The organism is Enterococcus sp. E5-37 (assembly GCF_035726925.1).
Classification (GTDB): domain Bacteria; phylum Bacillota; class Bacilli; order Lactobacillales; family Enterococcaceae; genus Enterococcus_B; species Enterococcus_B faecium.
In genome coordinates this window covers 42,554-64,505 of sequence record NZ_JAPMLG010000008.1, presented here as the reverse complement: position 1 = coordinate 64,505, position 21,952 = coordinate 42,554, and the positions used below count along the sequence as shown (strand labels likewise).

Annotated in this window: 19 protein-coding genes; all 19 read left to right on the top strand. The window is 37.9% G+C overall.

Annotated features, from left to right (window positions below; all coding sequences use genetic code 11):
• Positions 1-25 precede the first annotated feature (25 nt).
• The 19 genes from OS138_RS08265 to OS138_RS08175 all read left to right on the top strand — a co-directional run bounded on the left by OS138_RS08265 (position 26) and on the right by OS138_RS08175 (position 21,774).
• Positions 26-631 carry an NUDIX hydrolase gene (locus OS138_RS08265; RefSeq protein ID WP_002331310.1) on the top strand — a complete coding sequence of 202 codons (606 nt, stop codon included), beginning with the start codon at positions 26-28 and terminating at the stop codon, positions 629-631.
• Between the two features lie 134 nt (positions 632-765).
• Entirely contained in the window at positions 766-1,218 is a 453-nt protein-coding gene (locus tag OS138_RS08260) for a MarR family winged helix-turn-helix transcriptional regulator (protein WP_002292540.1), read from the top strand.
• 36 nt (positions 1,219-1,254) lie between these two features.
• Positions 1,255-1,752: a GNAT family N-acetyltransferase gene (locus OS138_RS08255; RefSeq protein WP_002349822.1), complete on the top strand. Its 498-nt coding sequence runs from the start codon at positions 1,255-1,257 to the stop codon at positions 1,750-1,752.
• 17 nt (positions 1,753-1,769) lie between these two features.
• Positions 1,770-2,480: a B3/B4 domain-containing protein gene (locus tag OS138_RS08250; protein WP_002296773.1), complete on the top strand. Its 711-nt coding sequence runs from the start codon at positions 1,770-1,772 to the stop codon at positions 2,478-2,480.
• Positions 2,481-2,625: 145 nt separating this feature from the next.
• On the top strand, positions 2,626-3,048 hold the full coding sequence (locus OS138_RS08245; protein ID WP_073120055.1) for a VOC family protein: 423 nt from the start codon (positions 2,626-2,628) through the stop codon (positions 3,046-3,048).
• A gap of 19 nt (positions 3,049-3,067) precedes the next feature.
• Positions 3,068-3,292 (top strand): hypothetical protein, encoded by a 225-nt coding sequence (locus OS138_RS08240; RefSeq protein WP_002317139.1) that lies wholly within the window; start codon positions 3,068-3,070, stop codon positions 3,290-3,292.
• A 140-nt stretch (positions 3,293-3,432) separates the two neighbouring features.
• On the top strand, positions 3,433-4,986 hold the full coding sequence (locus tag OS138_RS08235) for a hypothetical protein (protein WP_002317140.1): 1,554 nt from the start codon (positions 3,433-3,435) through the stop codon (positions 4,984-4,986).
• 295 nt (positions 4,987-5,281) lie between these two features.
• The gene (locus tag OS138_RS08230; RefSeq protein ID WP_002307889.1) at positions 5,282-6,595 is read left to right on the top strand and encodes an NCS2 family permease; all 1,314 of its coding nucleotides are present in this window, start codon (positions 5,282-5,284) and stop codon (positions 6,593-6,595) included.
• Positions 6,596-6,922: 327 nt separating this feature from the next.
• Positions 6,923-8,560 (top strand): glycoside hydrolase family 13 protein, encoded by a 1,638-nt coding sequence (locus OS138_RS08225; RefSeq protein WP_325069982.1) that lies wholly within the window; start codon positions 6,923-6,925, stop codon positions 8,558-8,560.
• Between the two features lie 147 nt (positions 8,561-8,707).
• Positions 8,708-9,142 (top strand): MarR family winged helix-turn-helix transcriptional regulator, encoded by a 435-nt coding sequence (locus tag OS138_RS08220; protein WP_002294674.1) that lies wholly within the window; start codon positions 8,708-8,710, stop codon positions 9,140-9,142.
• Between the two features lie 100 nt (positions 9,143-9,242).
• The gene (locus OS138_RS08215; RefSeq protein WP_002324353.1) at positions 9,243-10,334 is read left to right on the top strand and encodes an NADH-dependent flavin oxidoreductase; all 1,092 of its coding nucleotides are present in this window, start codon (positions 9,243-9,245) and stop codon (positions 10,332-10,334) included.
• Positions 10,335-10,363: 29 nt separating this feature from the next.
• Complete coding sequence (locus tag OS138_RS08210) at positions 10,364-11,041, top strand: type 1 glutamine amidotransferase domain-containing protein (protein WP_002317143.1); 678 nt, start codon at positions 10,364-10,366, stop codon at positions 11,039-11,041.
• 342 nt (positions 11,042-11,383) lie between these two features.
• Positions 11,384-12,679, top strand: coding sequence for an FAD-dependent oxidoreductase (locus OS138_RS08205; protein WP_002324354.1), 1,296 nt, complete (start codon positions 11,384-11,386; stop codon positions 12,677-12,679).
• Complete coding sequence (locus OS138_RS08200; protein ID WP_002296783.1) at positions 12,669-14,129, top strand: helix-turn-helix domain-containing protein; 1,461 nt, start codon at positions 12,669-12,671, stop codon at positions 14,127-14,129. Before OS138_RS08205 ends, OS138_RS08200 begins: the two co-directional genes overlap by 11 nt.
• Positions 14,130-14,264: 135 nt before the next feature.
• A complete protein-coding gene (glpK, locus tag OS138_RS08195) occupies positions 14,265-15,761 on the top strand; it encodes a glycerol kinase GlpK (RefSeq protein ID WP_086324436.1) in 1,497 nt (498 codons plus the stop codon).
• A 13-nt stretch (positions 15,762-15,774) separates the two neighbouring features.
• Positions 15,775-17,598, top strand: a complete 1,824-nt coding sequence (glpO, locus tag OS138_RS08190; RefSeq protein ID WP_113941814.1) for a type 1 glycerol-3-phosphate oxidase — start codon at positions 15,775-15,777, stop codon at positions 17,596-17,598.
• Entirely contained in the window at positions 17,599-18,315 is a 717-nt protein-coding gene (locus OS138_RS08185) for an MIP/aquaporin family protein (RefSeq protein WP_002292560.1), read from the top strand.
• An 849-nt stretch (positions 18,316-19,164) separates the two neighbouring features.
• Positions 19,165-21,093, top strand: a complete 1,929-nt coding sequence (locus tag OS138_RS08180; protein ID WP_325069981.1) for an endonuclease MutS2 — start codon at positions 19,165-19,167, stop codon at positions 21,091-21,093.
• 126 nt (positions 21,094-21,219) lie between these two features.
• A complete protein-coding gene (locus OS138_RS08175) occupies positions 21,220-21,774 on the top strand; it encodes a CDP-alcohol phosphatidyltransferase family protein (protein ID WP_113941816.1) in 555 nt (184 codons plus the stop codon).
• The last annotated feature ends 178 nt before the right edge of the window (positions 21,775-21,952 follow it).

The following is a 21,952-nucleotide window of genomic DNA, read 5'->3' as shown; positions in this document are numbered from 1 at the left end:
ATTTGCTAAAAAAGAAGGGAAGAGAATGAACAAGAAGTTGGCTCAATACAAAAGACTACTCGCACTTTCTCAAGCTGGTCTATATTATGGAAAAGATGTATTTGATAAAGAGCGTTTTGAGGAGATCCGGACGATTTCATTGGAACTGATCAGTGAAATAGGAAAAGAAACTTTCGAAGAAACGAAAGCGCTCACAACGATTGGAGAAGGACATCCAACACCAAAAGTAGATGTTCGTGCCTATATCAAAAAAGATGGCAAGGTCCTACTAATCGAAGATAAACGGACGAAAGAATGGTCACTTCCTGGTGGATTTGCTGAAATAGGATTGTCTCCTGAAGAAAATGTGCGTAAAGAAGTCTATGAAGAAACAGGATTAACAGTAGAAACTACTCAGTTGCGAGCAGTTTTTGATACGAATAAACAAAAAGATATTCCACAGCTTTTTCAGTATTATAAACTTGTTTTTGCTTGTGCGATCCACGGTGAAGAGGCCAAGTTTATTGAGAATAATGAAACTTCCAACATGGGATTTTTTAGTATAGAAGAGTTGCCAAAGCTATCAGAAAAGCGAACAACGAAGAAACAGTTACTTATTTTAGAAAACAAAAACCAGATCTATTGTGATTGAGCTTTTTCGTAAAAGAAGAAAAGAATATACTTTACTAGTTATTAAAAAAGAACTTGATTTTTTTGTTGAAAATAGTTGCATTTGCAACAAAAAGAGGTAAACTAGTCTTACAAACAAAATAAAGGTGGGATGAAATGGCTGAAATCCTTCGAGACATCGGAATGATTGCCCGAGCGCTAGATTCTATCAGCAATATCGAATTCAAAGAAGTCGATTTAACAAGAGGACAGTATCTTTATTTAGTACGTATTTGCGAAAATCCTGGAATCATCCAAGAAAAACTAGCAGAAATGATCAAAGTAGATCGTACAACGACTGCCCGAGCAATCAAGAAATTAGAATCCAATGGGATGATCGAACGTTTGGAAGATAAAGAAAATAAAAAAATCAAGAAACTCTATCCGACTAAAAAAGGAGCAGAAATCTATCCTTTCATCATTCGAGAAAACAACTACTCCAATGCAGTCGCATTAAATGGTCTTTCTGACGAAGAAGCAAAACAATTGGAATATCTTTTAAAGAAAGTATGCAAGAATGTTAGCGAAGATTGGAATTTTGTCAAAAAAGGCAATAAAAGGATCTATTGAAAGGAAGAAGCCGTGAATAAATACGAAATTCGAAAAATGACGCCTTCAGATGTAGACTTACTACAACAAATCAGTATCGAAACATTTACAGATACATTTGGAAAAGATAATTCACCGAAGCATTTAGCTGATTACTTGACACAAGCTTATGCGCCAGAAAAACTTACAGAAGAGCTAAAAGATAAAGAAACCGATTTTTTCCTAGTGAGTATCGATCAAGAGCCTGCGGGTTACCTGAAACTAAATACAGGAACGAGTCAATCTGAGGAAATGGCTGATCATTTTTTAGAAATCGAGCGAATCTATGTACGAAAAAAATTTAAACATCAAGGTATCGGTACATTTTTACTAGATACAGCTATTGAAAAAGCAAAAGAAAAGCAAAAAACAGCCATTTGGCTCGGTGTTTGGGAACACAACGATGTTGCGCTCGCTTTTTATCGTAAAAAAGGATTTATCAAATACAGCGAACATGTTTTTTATATGGGAGATGATCCCCAAACAGACTATCTATTCATCAAGCAATTATTCTAATCAAGAGGTGTGAACATATGAAAAAAGTAATAGTGGATACCAATTTCTGGGAAGTATTTCCTGAAGCAACCATCGAAATCTTATCCGTAAATGGTATCGATAACCACGTAACAAAAGAAAGTGAAGAAACGTATCATCAATTATTGAATGAGGCAGCAAAAGAAGCAAGAAATTACCTTACAGAAGAAACATTCAGCCAAAACGAAGTCATTGCTCAGTGGCGTCAGGCATTTACCACATTCAAGACTAAAAAAGGTGCACGTTCTTCTATTGAAGCTTTACTGAAACGTGCAAATCAAGAACGGGAATTTTTCCCAATCAATCCGCTTGTAGATATCTATAATAGTATTTCCTTGTCTTTTGGCGTACCTTGCGGCGGAGAAGATATCGAAAAGATCGCAGGAAATCTGCATTTAGGAAAAGCCCAAGGTGGCGAATCATTCCTGCCTTTAGGTGCAGATTCTGATGCTCCGGCACTTCCGGAAGAAATCATCTACTATGATGAACAAGGAGCGATCTGTCGCTGTCTCAACTGGCGTGAAGCCCAAAGAACGATGCTGACGGAAGAAACACAAGCAGCGGTGCTGGTCATTGAATCCATCAATGCTGAACAAGCGGCACGTGGCGCACAGGCAATCGAAGCGTTGAAGGAAAAAATCGATCAAACATTTGGCGTAACTAGTGTTAGACACACACTAACCAAAGATGAATCAGAAGCAGAATTATAAAAGAATCGAAAAAAGAAGAGCGGCATTCATTGCCGTTTTTTTTTTTTTTGTAAAAAAAGTTTGTGGAGGAAAGCAATCCTAGAAACTATTGCTTTATTTTTCTTGAATAGTATCAAACACAAGGTGTTTGCGCTTTCGTGATATAATGGAATCAGTTTATAGACAGGAAAGAAAATCAAATAGAAAGAAGGGTCAAACGATGATACAAAAAACACGTGTGATGCTTTATGTCAATGACGTAGAGATGATTTGCCGATTCTTTGTAGAAAAAATTGGTGCAGAAATTTCTGAAACAATCGAATTGCCAGAAGAATTTAAGAGTATTGTACTCAGCATCTCAAAAGAATTAGAATTAGGCGTATTCCCAAAAGTATTTGTGCAGAAATTTTCACCAGAAGTATTAGGACCACCGCCTTCTTTAGTGTTTTTTACGGACGAATTTGAGACTATCTACGAGAACATGGAAGAACCAGGAGAAATCACAGATAACAATGGCATCTTGACTTTCAATTTTTCTGACCCTGAAGGCAATTATTTTGTTATAGGAAAAGCTGAGTCGTCTGATTGAATAAAAAGGAGGAAAAACAGTGGATCTAATGGGAAGATTAGAAGGTTATTTGAAGTATCGGCGAGCAAAACATAGTGAGAAGCTTCGAGCAAAGAATCTCAAATCAGGAAAAAAGAAGACAAAAGGCTGGGGAAAAATGGTCGATACAGGTTTTGGCGGACTAAATAATCTGAATCCTGTCGATACAAAAGAATTCATCAAAGAAGAGCAGAAAAGGATGAATAAAGGGTACACAAAAAAATGAACGGAAATTTTTGGATAGAAGCTTCATTTCTATCAACCGAATAAATAAAATAAACAACAATAAAGTACTGCTACTTGTTAGTAAGTTTTATTTTTTATAAAATAACTATATGGTTATTGTAGTTATGAAAGGAGTAGCAGATGGAAAAGGGTATCAAAGGGATATATAGATTATTTGCAGTACTAGTTATTTTTTTTATGATTTGGGCGATGGCATCAACTATTTTTTCGCCAAGGATAGGTGCGATATTCTCTTTATTCAGAGATAGTTATTCACCAAAAGTTACTATAGTTATTAATATATTTTGTCTGTTTTTTGCATTTCTTCTATTTTTTATTTTGAAAAATTTATTAAAGAAAATAAGAATAGATTGGGATTTAAGTGACAAACTGCTCTTTTATATATTTGGGTTAGAGTTAGTTATTTACGCAGTCAGCTTATTTCTTTTTATTAGATTTATTGGTTTTCATCAACCAGTCGATGATACTGCTATTACACTAAAATTTTTAGAGCAATTGAAGGCTGGAGAAAATTGGGGATATAATTATATGTATTCCAATCCTCAAAACCTATTGCTGATGTATATTTTTAGGGGAATACAATTTTTCTTTGGTACGAATTACTATCCGATCATTGCAGTATTTTGTGGCATTCATCTAATAACGATCATCTTTCTTTTTCTTTCTCTGAGAAATTTGAAAGTTAGTAATTTTACAACATTGATTACTATTCAAATCATGTTATTTGCCGTCCAGATAACATTACACGTTCCTGTAGCCTATACGGATATACTTTCATTGTTTTTTGGCTCAGCCACATTCTTTTTTATAACTAAATATGTAAATAAGAAGAAACAGTATGTGAATAGAAACATTATTTATGTACTGATTGCAACAGCAACTAGCACGATTGGTTTTATAAGTAAAGGGACGGGTCTTATCTTGATCTTAGCGATGATCTTATTCTTTGCTTTTTATCATACTGGGAAATGGCGGTTGCTAGCATTCCTTCCTTTAGTTTTTTTAGTTTTAGGAAATTTTGGGTGGAAACAATTTATCGATGCACAAAAACTCTATCCGAATAGTCACTATGGACAGCCCAATACACATTATTTGATGATGGGGTTGAACAATACGCCTATTCCTGACAATTTATCTGGAGATGACAAGTATCGTTGGGTAGTGGGTGCTTACTCTAGCGCCGATCAAAGATTTACATGGGATATGTTCTTGGATAAAAAAATGCCTAAAAAAGAAGTGGAAGAAAAGCACCTATCTATCATAAAAGAACGATTGAATGCGATGGATTTTAAGCAATTCTTAGCTGCAATCAATAATAAGGTTGCAGTTACTTGGAGCTCAGGTGATCTAAAATCATCATTTGAAATATTTTTGGGTACAGGAAAAAATGAAAAGAATATGTGGGTATTCAGAAGTAAAACAAGTGGATTGATTTTATACGCTGTAATGATGGTGATTCAATACCTAGTTTATCTTGGAATTATTTTTACCAGTATAAAATTTTTCAAGAATATAAATCCACTAGTTTTTTTGAGTAATATATATATTTCTGGTTATTTTGCATTTTTATTGATCTGGGAATCTAGTCCTCGATACGCTATGGGGATTTTTGTACCTGCGATAATAATGATAGGACTATTGATTGAAAAAGAGAAGACAAAAAGAATCTCTTAGTTTGTGGTCATTCACTAAACGATGTAATGTAGATAAAAGAAGACAAGTCTAATAAATAAGTTAGGTTTGTCTTCTTTATTTACAATAAAGAAATGTTTCTCTCTATATAAAGAAGAATCTCAAATAGTGGAAATATGGATTTTTTAATCAAATGGAACGTTCGGATTTTGCTTAAAATCCGAATTTTTTGTTTACTTATGTTTTGTTTTAGTATATGATAAAACACGTTGTTTTATTAATAAATCGAAATTTTAACGGACTTTATTTATAATGTTCGGATTTAGGGGGATGGAAGATGAAGGAAAAAATACTTTCCTACTTCGAAATAGAAAAATTGAACACCACGGTAAAACGTGAGGTACTGGCAGGATTTACAACATTTATCTCAATGGCTTATATCTTATTTGTAAATCCAACTGTATTAGGTGCTTCTGGAATGGATGAAGGAGCAGTGTTTACTGCGACTGCATTAGCCAGTGCGATCGGCTGTATTTTAATGGGGGTATTAGCCCGTTATCCAATTGGAACGGCACCTGCTCTTGGGATCAATGCTTTTTTTGCTTATTCTGTTTGTTTAGGAATGGGGATTCCATGGGAAACAGCATTAGCCGGCGTATTCGTTGCTTCTTTGATTTTTATTTTGATCACAATCTTCAAGCTGCGGGAAATGATCATTGATGCGATCCCAGCAGATTTGAAATATGCGATTTCTGGCGGTATCGGTCTATTTATTGCTTTCCTTGGTCTGAGCGAAGGTGGGATCATCGTTTCGAATGAATCTACATTAGTAGGATTAGGATCACTCAACGTTGGTTCTACTTGGTTGACGATTTTTGGATTAGTCGTAACTGCTATCTTGCTTGTTCGGCGTGTACCAGGTGGCATCTTCATCGGGATGGCAGCTACAACGATTTTAGGTCTGGTCACAGGTTTGATTCCAATGCCTTCTGAAATTGTTGCCGCAGCACCAAGTTTGAAACCAACATTTTTAGTTGCATTAAAACATGTAGGAGACATCAATTCTCTTCAAATGTGGGTCGTAGTGCTGACATTCTTGCTTGTGACTTTCTTTGATACAGCAGGAACTTTAGTTGGATTAGCAAATCAAGCAGGTTTCATGAAAGACAACAAGATGCCTCGCGTAGGGAAAGCTTTAGCTTCTGATTCAACAGCTATGCTTGCGGGTTCCTTATTAGGTACTTCTCCTGTTGGTGCATTTGTAGAATCATCAGCTGGTATCGCCGTTGGAGGACGTTCAGGTATCACAGCTATTACTACAGGGATTTTCTTCTTGTTAGGCTTGTTCTTTTCTCCATTACTATCAGTTGTTACTTCACAAGTAACTGCACCAGCATTGATTATGGTAGGAGTATTGATGGCACAATCTTTGCGACAAATCGAATGGGGAAAATTAGAGATTGCGATCCCTTCATTCTTGATCTTGATCGGCATGCCTTTGACTTATAGTATTTCAGATGGGATTGCATTAGGTTTTATCTTCTATCCAATTACCATGTTAGCAGCTAAAAGAGGAAAAGAAGTATCTCCAATCATGTATGGTCTGTTCTTTGTATTCGTGGGATTCATGTGGATATTGAATGTGAAATAAAGAGGTTGTGAAATCAGTGTTCTGGCCTGAGTATTAGAGAAAAAAACGAAAAAATAGTTCCTCATATTTTGCCGTTTTTTGAGCTAATACCGAGGGACAGCTGAGTGAACACCGTTTATAAAGAAGTTGTGAAATCAGCATTCTTCCCTGCATAAATCAATCCTTTCAAAAAACAGTTGAGGAAATTTCCTCAGCTGTTTTTTTGTTTTATTCTGTTACCGATAACAAGGTGCAATAGCTATTTGAAAGCGTTACAATTTTTAGTGAGAGAGACTAAAATAAATGATTAAGCAAAAAATAGAAACATCCATTTATAGGAGGAAAATCATGGAACAAAAATGGTGGCACCATTCAGTTGTTTATCAAATCTATCCAAGAAGTTTTCAAGATTCAAATCAAGATGGTATTGGAGATTTGCGGGGGATTATTTCCAGGTTGGATTATCTGGCGTATTTAGGTATTGATGCAATTTGGCTTTCTCCAGTATACGAGTCTCCGAATGATGACAATGGGTATGATATCAGTAATTATCAAGCAATCATGGCAGAATTCGGTACGATGGAAGAAATGGAAGAACTGATTGAAGAAGCAAAGAAAAGAAATATCCGTATCATCATGGATCTGGTGGTGAATCATACTTCTGATGAACATCCGTGGTTCATTGAGGCCCGTAAAAATAAAGAAAATCCTTATCGGGACTATTATATTTGGCGTGATCCGGTCAATGGAAAAGAGCCTAATAGATTGCGCTCAATATTCAGTGGTTCTGCTTGGCAGTTGGATGAAAAAACGGGGCAATATTTTCTGCACTTGTATAGCAAGCATCAACCTGATTTGAATTGGAAAAATAAACAGGTTCGCCAAGAGATTTATCAAATGATGAATTTCTGGATCGATAAAGGTATTGGTGGCTTTCGTATGGACGTGATCGATATGATTGGCAAAGAACCGGATAAAGAAATCACAAGTAATGGACCTAAACTGCATGAGTATCTTCAGGAAATGAATCAAGCAACTTTTGGTGACAAAAATCTGATGACTGTTGGCGAAACATGGGGAGCAACTACCGAAATCGCTAAACTTTATTCCAATCCTAAAAGAAATGAATTATCCATGGTCTTCCAATTCGAACACATAGGATTAGATCAGCAAGAAGGCAAAGACAAATGGGATTTGAAACCCTTGAGTATCTCTGAACTGAAAAAAGTATTATCCAAATGGCAAACATCTTTAGGTGATGAAGGATGGAATAGTTTATTTTGGAATAATCACGATCTTCCGCGAATTGTTTCTCGTTGGGGAAATGACGATGTGTATCGAAAAGAAAGTGCCAAGATGTTTGCTATCTTGCTCCATATGATGAAAGGCACCCCTTATATCTATCAAGGAGAAGAGTTAGGCATGACGAATTGCCCAATCGATGATATCGCGGAAGCAAAAGATATTGAGACAATCAATATGTATAACGAAAGGATTTCTTCTGGATTTACAAAAGAGGAAATCTTGGAATCAATCAATGCGAAAGGAAGAGACAATGCTAGGACGCCTATGCAATGGAACGCCCGTGAACATGCTGGGTTTACTACTGGAATTCCATGGCTTCGAGTCAATCCAAATTATAAAGAAATCAATGCAGAAGAAGCGTTAGCAGATCAAGATTCTGTTTTTTATATGTACAAGAAATTGATCGATTTGCGTAGAAAATATGACATCATCGTCTGGGGAGACTATGAATTAGTGGAAAAGACGCCTGAGCATGTCTTTGCCTATTCTCGCATATATGAAGACCAGCAATGGCTCGTTGTTTGCAATATGTCCAGTGAAAAACAGGTGTTCACTGTTCCACGTGAAGCTTTAAGGATTATTGTGTCAAATTATCCTCTGAAACAGTTACCAGACGGCAAAGTCGAGTTACGACCATATGAAGCATTTGTGGTGGAAGTAAATAAAGAAAAGCTTATTTGATTGAAACGTATTACCGAGAGGTTGTGACACATTTTTTGTCACAACTTCTTTTTCTCAAAACTAAACAGAGGAGGCGGTCATTACTCCGTGTTTTTTGACAAAAAACAAAAATCATACTATGATATGTACGCCAATGGAGGGGATGAAATGGAAAAGCCAATTGAAAAAGCGTTAGATGAATGTCTTTTCTTTAGCGTGAAAAAGCTAGATCGCATGTTGAATAAATTAGCTGATGAAGCGTTTAGAAGGACAGGTCTGGCACCAACTTATGGTTTTATTTTATTGATATTAAAAGAAAAAGACGGAATACCACAAAAAGATATTGCACAAATGCTCTATTCCGCCCCATCAACGATTGCTCGTTTTGTTGAAAAATTAGAATATAAAGGATACGTCAAAACAGTTAGCGAAGGTCGCTTGTCATTAGTTTATCTTACAGAACAAGGACGCCAATTTGCTAAGGAAGTCGATGGTAGCTGGGAAGAACTTCATCAGTCATACAAAGCAGTTTTGGGAAATGAAGCAAGTAAAGAATTAGCCCAGACAATGAATGATGCAACAGATAAGTTACAAAAAAAATAAAATTTTTTAAGCAAATTAGTTGCATGTACAACTAACCGAGTGGTTTAATGATAGATGATTCTCGATAGGTTAATAAGAGCGAATTATGGGAGGAATGACAATGTCACAATTTGATCAATCAATTACTTTACCTTCAGGAGTTCAATTGAAGAACCGATTGATGCTGTCGCCTATGACGACACAACTCAGCTTTTTCAATGGAGTGATCACCGAAGATGAGATCACTTATTATAAACAACGTTCTAAAGGTCTTGGTGCTGTTATTACTGGTGCTGCAAATGTCCAAGATATCGGAAAAGGTTGGCCAGGTGAACTGAGCATCGCTCATGATGAAATGATTCCTCGGTTAAGTGAGCTAGCGAAAGCAATCCAAGGAGAAGGCGCAAAAGCGATTATTCAGATTTTCCACGGTGGACGAATGACTAGTCGAGCAACTTTATCTGGAGAACAGCCTGTATCTGCAAGTGCAGTTGCAGCAAAACGTCCTGATGCGGAAACACCACGAGCAATGAGTGAAGAAGAAATCGTTGAAACAATCCAAGCATTTGGCAAAGCCACACGTAGAGCGATTGAATCAGGATTTGATGGAATCGAGTTGCATGGAGCAAATACGTATTTGATCCAACAATTTTTCTCTCCGCATTCGAATAGACGAGAGGATCAATGGGGCGGTAGCTTGGAAAATCGCTATCGTTTTATTGAAGAATTATTAACAACGGTTTTCTCAGCGGTTGAAAAATATGCTAAAAAACCATTCATCGTAGGGTATCGTTTCTCACCAGAAGAATATGAAACACCAAGTATCCGTTTTGAAGACACGATCTGGCTTCTTGAACGATTACGCGAGTCAAAACTAGATTATCTGCATGTTTCATTAAATATGTATGATCGAATAGCTCGTTCTGATAAATACAACGATAAATCGATTCTTGAAGTGGTCCATAACACGATTCAAGGAAAGATCCCTTTGGTTGGTGTCGGTGGGATCCGCAATCGCGAAGATGTAGAGCAGGTATTGAAATATGCAGAACTTGCAGCAGTTGGACAGCAAATGATCGTCGATCCGGATTGGGCAGAAAAACTATTTGAGAATCGTGAGGATGAATTTGTAACGAAACCCTTCGAAGAAGCATATAAAGAGCTTTATTTGCCAAGTCCATTATATAATTTCTTGAAAGCACGTTATCAATAACGCAATTTTTATAGAAAGAGGATGGGAAAATGAAAGTATTGATCGTATTAACAAATGTAGAAAAGTACGAAAAGATCGAGCGACCTACAGGTTTATGGTTAAGTGAACTCACTCATTTTTATGATGTATTAGTAAAAAATGGGATTGAAGCAGACTTTGTCAGTCCTAAAGGCGGATATGTTCCTTTAGAACCACAAAGTGTTTTGAATATGGATGAAATCGATTGGACGTATTACAAAGATGAAGATTTTAGAAATCGAGCTTTAGGAAGTACATTACGTCCTGATGATGTGGATGCAAATGATTATGCAGCGGTTTATTATGCTGGTGGCCACGGAACAATGTGGGATTTTCCAGAAGCAATAGATCTTGGGAAAGTCGCTTCACAAATCTATCGAAATGAAGGGCTGGTCTCAGCTGTTTGTCACGGTGTTGTAGGATTGTTGCCAGTTACAGATGAGTCTGGAAAATCTATTTTAGCTGGACGTACAGTGACTGGGTTCAGTAATGAAGAAGAGGAAGCAAATGGTACAACGAATGAAGTACCATTCTTAGCAGAAGATGCTTTGAAAGAAAAAGGAGCAAACTATCAGTCTGGTGGAGCTTTTTCAGAAGTGGTTCAAATTGATGGGCGACTTCTTACAGGGCAAAATCCTCAATCTGCTCATCAATTAGGCGAAGCAGTTGTTGAAGCATTAAAGAATTAAAAATTATCAGCATAAAAATGATGTGTCTATTCTAACTATTACATTACACACACTAAAACTCGTCTTTTCGTTCTTTTTTGTTTCCTATTTGGACAGAGGTACGTAAAAGGCGAGTTTTTTTCTTTTATAAGAGTACATTTTTTGAAACATCTCTTTAGAAATGATACTCTTCAATTAGGTCCACTAGTATATTATTGAGAAGCAGACCTAGAACACGGTATGATGGAGAGGGTTGATTCTGCTGCATCGCTATGTATCATAAGGTTGAAAGCGAGTTATGAATACTGTGTTTTCTGATTGAGAAGTTAGCAGTAGAACACCTTATAAGAAAGAGGAATGCAGATGAACATTGTAATTGTCGGCGGGTCGTTTGCAGGGATTCATGCGGCTATTTATCTTCGCCAATTGATGCCAACAAGTGAAATATATTTGATTGAAAAGCAATCGAAGTTAGGATGGATTCCCAGCGGGTTCAATCTGATATTAAAAGGAAAGGTCACCAGTGAAAAACAACTTTCTTGGATCACGAAAGAAGAACTGACTGACCGCTATCGAATCCATGTTTACACAGAAAAGACAGTAATAGGATTGAAAGAAAAAAAAGTCGTTTTAGCAGAAGGAGAAAAATTGGATTTTGATCGTTTGATTCTAGCGACTGGTTCAAATCAAAAGTTTCGAAATATTTCTGCAGAAGCAACGCTTATTCACCCAGTTAAAAAGATACAAAACGTAACGGCTCTTCAGCAAAAGATCATGAATGCAAAGAAAATTGCAATTATTGGTGCAGGACAAGCAGGAATCGAAATAGCTGAAGGTTTGGCATCAAGAAAAAAACAAATCCATCTTTACGAAAGCCGAAAGTCAATTCTTTTTCGTTATCTAGATCCTGAAATGACAGAACCGTTAGTAAAGGAAATGAAAAATCAAGGGCTTTTACTTTTTTTAGAAGAACAAGTTGTGTCTTTGACCGAAAATGAAACCGCTATTGTAGAGACGGAAAAAAGAAAGGAGAACTATGATCTTGTTTTGCTGGCTAATCATTCTCGCCCCGACAATCAGATGTGGGAAGAACAATTAACATTGAATGATGATGGAACGATCTGGGTAGATGACTACTTGCAAACGTCTCAAAAAGACGTCTATGCGATTGGCGATGCGATCCAAGTAACTTTTCGTCCAACAAATGAAAAAATGTATGTTTCTCTAGTAAATAACGCTGTCCGTACAGCACGAAATGTCAGCAAGACAATTAGTGGCTCACAGACAAAGGATCAGGGAACCTATCGTCCAGTCGGCAATCAGTGGTTTGGCTATTTCTTAGGAAGCGTAGGTTTGACAGAAGAAGAGAGCATTTTTTATCCCCAAAAAATTGAAACAGGATACGTAGAATATAAGCTTACAGCAATAAATCAAAGCAAAGTTAAACTCAAATTTCTATTTGATTCTGAAAAAAAGATTCTTGGAGCACAGCTCCAAAGCAAAAAAGAGATGTTCCACCTTCTTGACCAACTGACAATTGCAGTAGAAGAAGGATGGACGTTTGAACAGTTAGAAGAACATGAGCTATTTTTCCAGCCAGAATACCGTGTGCCAGATATGGTGTGGTCAAAGGTGGCGAATACTGCCTATGAAGATTGAAGCATTATTAGAAAGAAAAGAGCAGTTACAGATCCTGATTTTGCGAAACCTTGTTCTGCAAGGGGGAACAGCCTCTATCAATGGTTTGAGAGAGCATGTCCAATTGTCAAAAGCCTCGTTTGATCAATATTTGGAAGATATTGAATTGATTGGCCGAATGATGGAAAAAAAAGTAGAAGTACAGCGAAATGAGTATCAGGCGCTGCTTGTGTTGGACGAAGATGTAAGTTTGGAAAAAATTCTATTGTTTTTATTGCAGGAAAGCTTGAAGTTTAAGATGCTCGTCTATTTATTAGAACATCAACAAGTATCCATCGTTCGATTAGCGACAGCGTTTAATATCAGTGAGTCTTCTGTTTTTCGAAAGATCAAAGAATTGAACCAGCTCTTAGAGGAATTTGGATTACAAATCAAAAACGGTCAATTATACGGAGAAGAGCTACAGATTCGATATTTTTATTATGAACTATTCCAATATATCCCGGAAGATCAGCGACCGCTTTTTTTGCAAAATACACCAGAAAAAAGACCGTTCATTCTAGGATTGGACCGTGTATTAGAAACAACGTTTACGGCATCAGCAGAAGCACAGATTGCTTGCTGGCTCGGGATTACGAAAAAAAGACTATTGAATGAAAAAAGTACGTACGCAACTTTGAAAGAAAAGAAATTACTCTATCAGTCGGACCGGCTTTATCAAGCAATCGATCCAATCATCGTGATGCATCTTAGTCGAACAGCAGCAGAACTGAATGTATACGAAACAATGATGTTTTACAGCTTTTTTGTTTCTTTTTCGATAGTAGACGAAGAAATATTTTATCAGTATGATTTGACACGGAGCAAAAAGTTACCAACCGCTGTTTTAGATACTTACATTCGGGAAACGATGTTATGGCATTATCGTCCTCGTCGTTTGAAAATCAAAGAAGAAAAGGCAGTAGGCTACCAAATTTCCCAGATCAACAATGAATGGTTTTTCTTTGTTGGAAAGATCGAAGTCTACGAGCGTGATCGGCTTTTGGAACAGCAGCAGAAAATGCTTGGGCACTCCTTAACACAGTTACTGGCGAAATTACAGGAAACAGCGGTGCAGCAATTGCCGAGGAAAAGAGCTGAAGACAGTGAACTTAGTTACCTGATGATCCAGTATGCCAATGTTCTTTTGATGATCGATTTTTATATTGCAAAACCAGTAGTGATTGGAATCGATTTAGAAAGTCTGCCGATTTATCGTATTGCTTTTCAACAATATCTGATCAGAGAACTGAGGGGAATCGGCGGCATTGAGATTGGAAGTTATGAAGAAGGTAAAGAATATGATTTGGTGATCACATTTTGCCAGAGAAACAAAAAACAGTGTGAATATTATCTGTCAGAATTTGCGTCACCTTACGACATTATTCGATTGAAAAGAAGAATAGAGACGCTGAAAAAAGAAAAGAATTGATTAAAAAATAGCTTCATAATAAAAAACTGTCAAAAAAAGAAAAAAAGAATAAAATTTTGACAGTTTCTTTTTTTAAAACAGTAGTATGATAAGAGTAGTTAAAGAAAGCGTTTGCATATAATGGAGGGAATCACAATGACAGAATCAACGTATATCATGGCGATTGACCAAGGTACAACTAGCTCACGAGCAATTATCTTTGACAAGAAAGGAAGACACATCGGTAGTTCTCAAAAAGAGTTCACGCAATATTTCCCGCAAGAAAGTTGGGTGGAACATGATGCAAATGAAATCTGGAATTCTGTACAGTCAGTTATCGCCGGGGCTTTCATCGAATCAGGGATCAAACCAAATCAGATTGCTGGGATTGGCATAACGAACCAGCGTGAAACAACAGTAATATGGGAAAAAGATACAGGACGTCCAATCTATCATGCAGTTGTTTGGCAATCCAGACAGTCAGCTGGAATTGCAGATAACTTAAAAAATGAAGGCTATCAAGAATTTTTCCACGAAAAAACAGGGTTAGTGATCGATGCCTACTTCTCAGCAACGAAGATACGCTGGATTCTTGATCATGTAGAAGGCGCGCAAGAACGAGCTGAAAAAGGCGAATTGATGTTTGGAACGATCGATTCTTGGTTAGTATGGAAACTAACCGATGGACAAGCGCATGTTACTGATTACTCGAATGCCAGCCGGACGATGTTGTTCAATATCCATCATCTAGATTGGGATCAGGAGATTTTAGATTTACTAAATATTCCTCGAGTGATGTTACCAAAAGTCACTTCTAACTCAGAAGTTTATGGTTATACGCAAGGTTATCATTTTTATGGAAGCGAAGCACCAATTTCAGGGATGGCAGGAGACCAGCAAGCCGCATTATTCGGACAAATGGCATTCGAACCAGGTATGGTCAAGAATACTTATGGTACAGGTTCATTTATTGTCATGAATACCGGTGAAAAACCGCAATTATCCAAAAATAATTTATTGACGACAATTGGTTACGGCATAAATGGAAAGGTTTACTATGCTTTAGAAGGAAGTATTTTTGTGGCTGGTTCTTCGATTCAATGGCTGAGAGATGGACTTCAAATGTTGCAAAAAGCTAGCGATTCAGAAGACGCAGCGAAACGCTCTACAAGCGAAGATGAGGTTTATGTTGTTCCTGCATTCGTTGGGCTAGGTGCTCCTTATTGGGATCAGGCGGCACGAGGGGCTATGTTTGGCTTGACACGTGGTACGACAAAAGAAGATATCATTAAAGCTACTTTACAATCGATTGCTTATCAAGTGAGAGATATCATCGATACGATGCAAGATGACACTGGAATCAAGATTCCTGTATTGAAAGTAGATGGCGGTGCAGCAAACAATGAATATCTGATGCAATTCCAAACAGATATCTTGAATGTACCGATCCAACGAGCAGAAAACTTGGAAACAACGGCGCTAGGGGCAGCATTTTTAGCAGGATTAGCTGTCGGCTATTGGAAAGATACAGATGAGATCCGTGAATTTTATGAAGCTGGTAAGCTATTTGAAGTTCAAATGGAGGAAGAGCGCCGGGAAAAACTTTACAACGGTTGGAAAAAAGCAGTAAAAGCTACCCAAGCATTTGAATAAGGAGGAAATCCATATGTTTTCAAACAAGACAAGACAAGATAGCATTCAAAAAATGCAGCAAGAAGAATTGGATCTGTTGATCATCGGGGGTGGAATCACTGGTGCCGGTGTGGCAGTCCAGTCAGCAGCATCAGGAATCAAAACAGGATTGATCGAAATGCAGGATTTTGCAGAAGGGACTTCCTCTCGCTCGACCAAACTTGTTCATGGCGGTATTCGTTATCTGAAGACATTTGATGTGGAAGTAGTAGCTGACACAGTTGGTGAACGTGCAGTCGTACAAAGTATTGCCCCACACATCCCAAAACCAGATCCAATGCTTTTGCCAATCTATGAGGGAGAAGGAGCAACAACCTTCAATATGTTCTCGGTCAAAGTAGCAATGGACCTTTATGACAAATTGGCAAATGTGACAGGAACTAAATATGAGAATTATACGCTGACACCAGAAGAAGTATTGGAAAGAGAACCGTTTTTGAAAAAAGAAGGGCTAAAAGGCGCGGGTGTCTATCTAGATTTCCGCAACAATGATGCCCGTTTAGTGATTGATAATATCAAAAAGGCTGCCGAAGATGGGGCTTATCTAGTAAGTAAAATGAAAGCGATTGGCTTCTTATATGATGGCGATCAAATCGTTGGCGTCAAAGCTCGTGACCTGCTGACAGATGAAGTGATCGAAATCAAAGCAAAATTAGTGATCAATACGAGTGGTCCTTGGGTAGATAAAGTACGAAACTTGAATTTTACGCGTCCAGTCTCTCCTAAAATGCGTCCAACTAAAGGGATCCATTTAGTTGTAGATGCGAAAAAACTGCCTGTACCGCAACCCACATACTTCGATACAGGAAAGCAAGATGGGCGGATGGTTTTTGCTATTCCAAGAGAAAACAAGACTTACTTTGGTACGACAGATACGGATTACCAAGGAGATTTTACGGATCCGAAAGTCACACAAGAAGATGTAGATTATCTATTGGATGTGATCAATCATCGCTATCCAGAAGCAAATATCACATTGAAAGATATCGAAGCAAGCTGGGCAGGACTTCGTCCACTGTTGATTGGTAATTCTGGTTCTGATTACAATGGTGGAGATAATGGATCGATTTCAGAAAAGAGCTTCAATAAAGTTGTCGATACAGTAAGTGAATATAAGGAAAACAAAGTTTCTCGTGCTGAAGTAGAAGACGTGTTGAACCATTTGGAAAACAGCCGTGATGAAAAAGCACCTTCTACGATTTCCAGAGGTAGTTCTTTAGAAAGAGAACCAGATGGTTTGCTGACTTTATCTGGTGGGAAAATCACCGATTACCGTAAGATGGCAGAAGGAGCTTTGCGATTGATACGCCAATTATTAAAAGAAGAATACGGAATAGATACGAAAGAAATCGATTCTAAAAAATATCAAATTTCAGGTGGAAATTTCGATCCAACGAAATTAGAAGAAACAGTAACAGAATTGGCAAAAGAAGGAGTAGCAGCCGGTTTAGAGGAAGAAGACGCTACTTATATCGCTGATTTTTACGGGACTAATGCCCGACGTATCTTTGAATTAGCAAAAGAAATGGCACCTTATCCTGGTTTGAATCTTGCTGAGTCAGCTCGGTTACGTTATGGATTAGAAGAAGAAATGGTTTTGGCCCCAGGCGATTATCTCATTCGTCGTACGAATCATCTGTTGTTTGAACGAGATCAGCTTGATGAGATCAAGCAACCTGTGATCGATGCAATTGCTGGGTATTTTGAATGGACAGAAGAGGAGAAGGCACAACAGACTAAACGTTTAGAGGCATTGATTGCAGAATCAGATCTGCGGGAACTAAAGGGGGAGAAATAAATGAACAGTGATATGACTCAAATCATGGGGGAGTTTATTGGGACACTGATCCTAGTTTTGCTTGGAGATGGTGTGTGTGCGGCTGTGAATTTAAACAAAAGTAAAGCACAGGCTTCTGGCTGGATTGTTATCGCATTTGGATGGGGACTCGCTGTAACAATGGCTGTCTATATTTCTGGGTTCATGGGCCCAGCTCATTTGAATCCTGCAGTCTCTCTAGCTATGGCAATGACAGGGGCAATTAGTTGGAATCTCGTCGTTCCTTTCATCATTGCACAAGTTTTAGGAGCTTTTGCAGGGGCTATTCTTGTTTGGCTTTCTTATTTGCCACATTGGAATGCAACGAAAGATGAAAGCGCGATTTTAGGAACGTTTGCAACAGGCCCTGCTATACGGAATTATCCAGCAAATGTGATCACAGAATTAATTGGTACATTTGTATTAGTTCTTGGGTTGCTAGCTTTTGGACAAAACGAATTTGCACCTGGAACGAACGTATTCGCTGTAGGCGGATTAATCTTGGCAATCGGTCTTTCATTAGGAGGGCCAACAGGATATGCAATCAACCCTGCTCGGGACTTTGGTCCTCGATTAGCTCATGCGGTATTGCCAATAGCTAATAAAGGTACTTCAGATTGGGCATATTCATGGGTACCAATTGCAGGGCCAATGATCGGAGCAATTATCGCTGTAGGTGTCTATTCATTAATGGTGTAAATCTATAAAAGAGGTTATGACAGAAGTGGTTAGCTTCAAGAAATAAGAAGGAATTTACGAAAATTGCTTCTCAAATTTTTGTGAAATATCATCTTATGTTTCGAAGAAGCTACTTCTGGAATACCGTGAATCAGAGGTTGTGAAAAAGCTGCCCTGCATCAAGTAATAAGAACAGCTAAACAAAAATAGCTCCTTATATTTTTCGTTTGGTTGGGCTTATTGCCGCAGATGCAAGCTTTTGAACACCGTTTAAGGAAGAGGTTGTGAAAGCAGCGTTTTGTCCTGAGTATTAGAGAAACAAATGGAAAAATAGTTCCTCATATTTTGCCGGTTTTTGAGCTAATACCGAGGGTCAGCTGATAGAACACCGTTTAAGAAAGAGGTCGTGAGCCTGCCGTTCAGCTCCGAGTCACAAGGAACAATTTCAAAAAACAGCTTCTCATGTTTGATGAATATTGTGACTTGTGACCGAGGAGTTGGCAGGAGAACACCGTTTATTCGGAATAAGGGACTTTGACACGAATTTTGTCACAGTTCCTTTTTTTGCACGGTTTTATTCTAAGGTTTGACAACCAAAGTGTGTCTTGCTATAGTTAAGTGGAAAATAAATAAGACCTAGAAGAATGGGGAATGTTTTGTGAGTGTAGCTGGTATCTAATCAGTAAGTCGAATAGCCAATAAACAAGGTTTATTTGGCGTGCTTATGAAACGGTACCTGTCAGAAAAACAATATCTTTGTATTCTAATGAGGATAGGACATGACTTTTTTAAGCTGTGTTCTATCCTTTTATTTATCTCTAGGCCCTTATTTATTTTGGGACAGGTATCTCTTCAAGAAAAGGAGAGAGTATGAACAACGAAATGATTAGTCAATTACAATTTGATCGGATCAAAAAAGAAATTCAAGCAAGAGCGATTGGAAACTATAGCAAAAAACGAATCAGCGATATGACAATCTCGACAAACCTACAAACTGTCTTGGACCGTCAAGAAGAAACAAGAGAAGCACGCTTGATCTTAGAAAGTAGTCAGCATGTTCCATTTATGGGATTGCCGAGGATCGATGCACTGACAGAACAAGTCAAAAAAGGGTTGGTTCTGTCGCCCGCTGATTTGATCGAATATGCAGATTTTCTAAGAAGCAGTCGGATGATCACAAAGTTTTTTGATAAGAATCAATACCAGGCACCTTTGTTGTTTGTTTATAGCAAACATCTTCCTGATTTGATAAATGTAGAAGAGTTGATTGACCAGAAAATAAAAAATAATAAAGTCAGTGACGATGCTTCACGCAATTTGCGTAAAGTACGCAAACAATTACAACTAATCGAAAAAGAAATCCAGTCAAAATTGCTGAAATTCTTGCGTCATCCGAAAAACAAAGAAATGATCCAAGAAGCAATGATTGTTCAAAAAGGCGAATACTATACGATTCCTATCAAAGCCAGCTATAAAAATAAAATAGATGGAACGATTATCGATGAATCAAATAAAAAAACGACGGTTTTTATTGAACCAACTGTGATTTCTAAATTGAATGAACTCTATCAGTTGTTAAAAGCTGAAGAAATCAGTGAAGAATATCAAGTTCTGGCTGCATTGACTGGTGCTATTGCAGAAAATGAAGAAGCAATCGACTTATTGATCGAAACGATGACGGTATTAGATATCATTTTTGCTCGGGCAAAATTTAGCCGAGAAATCAATGGGATCACGCCTAAAATCAATAAATCAGAACATATCGTCATCAAACAAGGCAGACATCCATTTTTACCTGATCATGCGGTACCATTGGATGTTGAAATCGGTAAAGACTATCGAGGTTTGATTATCACCGGAGCAAATGCCGGCGGCAAAACAGTCGTGTTGAAGACGGTCGGTTTATTGACTTTGATGGCGATGTTCGGCATGCAAGTTCCGGCAAAAGAAGGGACGGAGCTTGCAGTCTTTGATGAGGTTTTCGTCGATATCGGTGATCACCAAAATTTAGAAAATGCGTTGAGTACATTTTCTGGTCATATACAAAACATCGCTGCTATTTTGAAAAAGATAAAAAGGAATACATTGGTACTTTTGGATGAGATTGGTAGTGGAACAGAGCCAAATGAAGGGGCTGCACTAGCTATCGCAATCATGGAATCTATGTATGAGCAAGGGGCATTGATCATTGCCACGACCCATTATGGAGAAATCAAGAAATTCGCCGGAGATCATGAAGATTTTGTGCCGGCTGCTATGGCTTTCGATCGGGAAGCACTTCAGCCTAAATATCAATTGCGGGTTGGAGAAACAGGAGAAAGCCAGGCATTATGGATTGCTCATAAAATGGATATGTCTATAAAATTGATCCAGCAAGCAGAGCGTTACTTGGCGGAAAAAGCCTATCGGACACAGAAAAAAGAATTTCCTCCTAAGACAGCAGTTATAAATAGGGATAACAATAAAAAAGAACGCCAGCTCTTTGCAAAAGGTGATCGAATATTTGTGAATGAATACCAAAAAGAAGCGTTGGTTTATGAGGATATAGGTGAAGATACGATTGATGTATATTTAGACAAAAAAATGATCCACGTGTCTCGTCAGCGTGTTCGTCTGGTGCGTTCAGCAGAAGATCTGTACCCGACAGGTTACGATTTAGACAGTCTGTTTATCGATTATAAAACACGCAAACGGCAGCGTGACCTAGAGCGAGGATCAAAAAAAGCACATAAAGTACTAGTAAAAGAAATGCGCAAACGACAGGAAAAAAGAAGAGTAAACGATGAAAACAGCAAGTGATTATCTCAAATTAGCTCATAATATCAGTGGCTGTAAAGAAAAATAAAAACAGTGAAATACATTGGTTTTATTCTCCGTGTAAGCTAAAATAAAAAGAAAAGAGTGCTGAGGAGGTGAGGCGATAAAATGAAATTAAGCACAGACTGGCGTAGAGAAATACAAACGATTCCAAATCTTTTATCGATATTCCGTATTTTTTTGCTGCCGATTTATCTTTATTTTGTGCTGAGACAGTCATTTTATATAGCAGGAGCGGTCATTGTTGTCTCAGGTTTGTCTGATTATCTAGATGGGGTCATTGCTCGGAGATATAATCAGGTAACAGACTTAGGGAAGGTGCTTGATCCGTTTGCAGATAAATTGACACAACTTTTTCTGATTTTGTCTATGGCATGGTATCGACCGTGGCTTTGGCTGTTGTTTGGTCTATTCTTGATAAAAGAAGGCTTTATGTTTGTAGCTGGATTAATCGGGCTATCTAAAAATATCAAATTAAGTGGAGCGAAGTGGTATGGCAAAGTAGCGACTGCTGTCATCTATGTTGGCATGATCCTTTTGCTGCTTTTCCCGGAATTACCAACGCTGTGGGTGAGAGTCATTTTTGCCGTCATCACTTACGGTCTTTTACAATCTTTTGTCTTGTATGCTGTCGAGTACCGAAAGATGTTTCAAAGAAAATAAAAAAGGGGTGTGACCTATGTCGCACTCCTTTTTTTGATAAATAGATTCCCAGTAGCTACTTCTCGATAATAAGCCAACCAAACCAAAAACAGGAGAAGTTGTTTTTGAAATTATTTCTTGTGATTCGGAGTTAAATGGTAGGCTCACAACCTCTGGGTAAACGGTATTCAAAAGCCAG

What these genes read in the sequence shown, in the direction of transcription:
- OS138_RS08265 (WP_002331310.1), top strand. Translation starts at nt 26, where the DNA reads ATGAACAAGAAGTTGGCTCAATACAAAAGACTACTCGCACTTTCTCAA.
- OS138_RS08260 (WP_002292540.1), top strand. Translation starts at nt 766, where the DNA reads ATGGCTGAAATCCTTCGAGACATCGGAATGATTGCCCGAGCGCTAGAT.
- OS138_RS08255 (WP_002349822.1), top strand. Translation starts at nt 1,255, where the DNA reads ATGACGCCTTCAGATGTAGACTTACTACAACAAATCAGTATCGAAACA.
- OS138_RS08250 (WP_002296773.1), top strand. Translation starts at nt 1,770, where the DNA reads ATGAAAAAAGTAATAGTGGATACCAATTTCTGGGAAGTATTTCCTGAA.
- OS138_RS08245 (WP_073120055.1), top strand. Translation starts at nt 2,626, where the DNA reads ATGGAATCAGTTTATAGACAGGAAAGAAAATCAAATAGAAAGAAGGGT.
- OS138_RS08235 (WP_002317140.1), top strand. Translation starts at nt 3,433, where the DNA reads ATGGAAAAGGGTATCAAAGGGATATATAGATTATTTGCAGTACTAGTT.
- OS138_RS08230 (WP_002307889.1), top strand. Translation starts at nt 5,282, where the DNA reads ATGAAGGAAAAAATACTTTCCTACTTCGAAATAGAAAAATTGAACACC.
- OS138_RS08225 (WP_325069982.1), top strand. Translation starts at nt 6,923, where the DNA reads ATGGAACAAAAATGGTGGCACCATTCAGTTGTTTATCAAATCTATCCA.
- OS138_RS08220 (WP_002294674.1), top strand. Translation starts at nt 8,708, where the DNA reads ATGGAAAAGCCAATTGAAAAAGCGTTAGATGAATGTCTTTTCTTTAGC.
- OS138_RS08215 (WP_002324353.1), top strand. Translation starts at nt 9,243, where the DNA reads ATGTCACAATTTGATCAATCAATTACTTTACCTTCAGGAGTTCAATTG.
- OS138_RS08210 (WP_002317143.1), top strand. Translation starts at nt 10,364, where the DNA reads ATGAAAGTATTGATCGTATTAACAAATGTAGAAAAGTACGAAAAGATC.
- OS138_RS08205 (WP_002324354.1), top strand. Translation starts at nt 11,384, where the DNA reads ATGAACATTGTAATTGTCGGCGGGTCGTTTGCAGGGATTCATGCGGCT.
- OS138_RS08200 (WP_002296783.1), top strand. Translation starts at nt 12,669, where the DNA reads ATGAAGATTGAAGCATTATTAGAAAGAAAAGAGCAGTTACAGATCCTG.
- glpK (WP_086324436.1), top strand. Translation starts at nt 14,265, where the DNA reads ATGACAGAATCAACGTATATCATGGCGATTGACCAAGGTACAACTAGC.
- glpO (WP_113941814.1), top strand. Translation starts at nt 15,775, where the DNA reads ATGTTTTCAAACAAGACAAGACAAGATAGCATTCAAAAAATGCAGCAA.
- OS138_RS08185 (WP_002292560.1), top strand. Translation starts at nt 17,599, where the DNA reads ATGAACAGTGATATGACTCAAATCATGGGGGAGTTTATTGGGACACTG.
- OS138_RS08180 (WP_325069981.1), top strand. Translation starts at nt 19,165, where the DNA reads ATGAACAACGAAATGATTAGTCAATTACAATTTGATCGGATCAAAAAA.
- OS138_RS08175 (WP_113941816.1), top strand. Translation starts at nt 21,220, where the DNA reads ATGAAATTAAGCACAGACTGGCGTAGAGAAATACAAACGATTCCAAAT.